Raw genomic sequence first — 1844 nt, 5'->3', positions numbered from 1 at the left:
TTGAACCCGCCTGTCCATCCTGGCGGTCGGCTGGCACTTGAACCCCTCGTCCCTTGGACGGGGGGTTTTTCGTGTTGGTCGTCTGCTTCTCCGGCTCGTCACCGACCGGCATGCTCAGCTTGTGGTCACAGAGGCCAGCAACGCGCGCCCGGGTTGCCTGGCCGGTGTCATAGGTCAGAACGGTCACTTCACGACCCGACAGCGGTTGAACGGCAAGCGCCCTGTCGACGATCTCGTCGTCGTTGATCGGCAACCGCGTGTGCCCAGGCGGGTCAAGCAAGAGTTGCACGGTCACTTCACCGCGTCGTACGCCCGTGTGGCGCTGCACCTCAGCGTCTGCCCTGCGGAGCATGGCGTCTTCGGTGCTCTCCTGAAACAGCCCGTCAAGGATGAACAGCGTGTGTCGCGCCCGCCAACGTACGTGCCTGTCCTTGCTCTCCTTGAGCTGGTCGAGCTCATCCACCACGACCATCGGCACCAGGAGGTGAACGGGATGTTCTGTGACGCTCAGCAGCTCGGCGAAGTCGGTCTCTTCCAACTTCTCGGGGTGGTGGACGTAAAAGCTGCTGTCAGCCACGACCGGCACTCCGCGCAGTTGCCACCACTGCAACTCTTGACCGAGCGTATGGACGGCGTCCCCGAACGCTTCCGTCCGCTGCCGTAGTTCGGTGAACACCAGTTGGTTCACGAGCCGCTGGGTCGTGCCGATGGTGAAGTTATCCAGCCCGGCGAGCAACTGGTCGTGCCGTTTGGTTAGAACGAGCCGGTCAAGGTCGGCGCTGCTGATGAGCGTGTCCAGCCGGCCAACGGCGTCGACCGCCCAGTCAAGATAAGCCAAGAGCCTCTCGTAGTGCTCACGCGGGCCGCTGGTGAAGAGGTTCGAGACGTTCTGATGCACCTTGCCAAGCGTCTCGTGCAGGTGCTTCCGGTCGACACCGGGCAGTGGGCTTACGAGCATGTCCATACTGTGACACCTCGACGACGGCCGCCGCACGTAGATTCGGCCGACCACTAGGCAGGGACTGGCTGACGGCTGTAGGTGCACGACTTGTGAGCTGCTGTGGGAGTGGGAGGTGCCTGCTCAAGAACGCATTGAAATAGCAGACCGTAACTATCATGGGACATGGTACGAACGTAAAATAGAAATGAGGCGACGATGACGAACCCCGATAAGCGTTGGGAGTCGTACGAGGAGGTAGCCGTCTACCTTCTCGATCAGATTGCCGAAAAGCTGGGTCTTGAGCGTGTCGAGGACAAGCAGAAGGTCATCGGCGAGCGCTCGGGTACTGAGTGGGAGATCGACGGCAAGGGCGTCAAGGTGGGTGACGAAGGCTTCGTAATCATCGAGTGCCGCCGCTATACCACGAAGAAGCAGACTCAAGGGCAGATGGCGCACTTGGCCTACAGCGTCATCGACACTGGCGCTGCGGGCGGCATCATCGTGAGCCCTCTCGGGCTCCAGGAGGGCGCTACCAAGGTTGCCAACGCCGAGAACATCCGCACCGTCCACATGGACGAGAACAGCACTCGCACCGAGTACATGTTCAGCTTCCTCAACGAGGTGTTCGTGGGTGCGTCCGACACGATGCACATCACGGAGTCGGCGAAGATCACCATCACCCACGCCGATGGCACGCAAGAAACGTTCACGCCCGACGACTGATCGCGACCAGCGTCATCGACCGACCTTGTGCTTCTGGTGGTCGGGCTCCAAACCCGCGCCGGGGGTTGTCGTAAGTCGAGGGCATCAAAGCGCCGCCGCGGTGCGAGGTGGACGAACCGATGTAATCGGTCGCTCCCACGATCAGCTGCGTGCGACCATGCGTCCATGAGCAACGAGGTAG

2 protein-coding genes are annotated in these 1844 nt (G+C 61.4%); one reads left to right on the top strand and one right to left on the bottom strand.

From position 1 onward, the window contains the following. The coding region (locus AC5WS8_RS39065) for a PIN domain-containing protein (RefSeq protein ID WP_496108224.1) at positions 1 to 964 on the bottom strand (964 nt) is incomplete at its 3' end. Positions 965 to 1156: 192 nt separating this feature from the next. Between AC5WS8_RS39065 and AC5WS8_RS39060 the strand changes: the two genes are divergently transcribed. Further along, positions 1157 to 1663 carry a restriction endonuclease gene (locus AC5WS8_RS39060; protein WP_496108223.1) on the top strand — a complete coding sequence of 169 codons (507 nt, stop codon included), beginning with the start codon at positions 1157 to 1159 and terminating at the stop codon, positions 1661 to 1663. The last annotated feature ends 181 nt before the right edge of the window (positions 1664 to 1844 follow it).

The sequence above is a fragment of the Streptomyces sp. PTL18 genome, assembly GCF_059510295.1.
The sequence above is the reverse complement of the archived record's forward strand: the minus strand, read 5'-3'. Positions and strand labels throughout refer to the sequence as shown.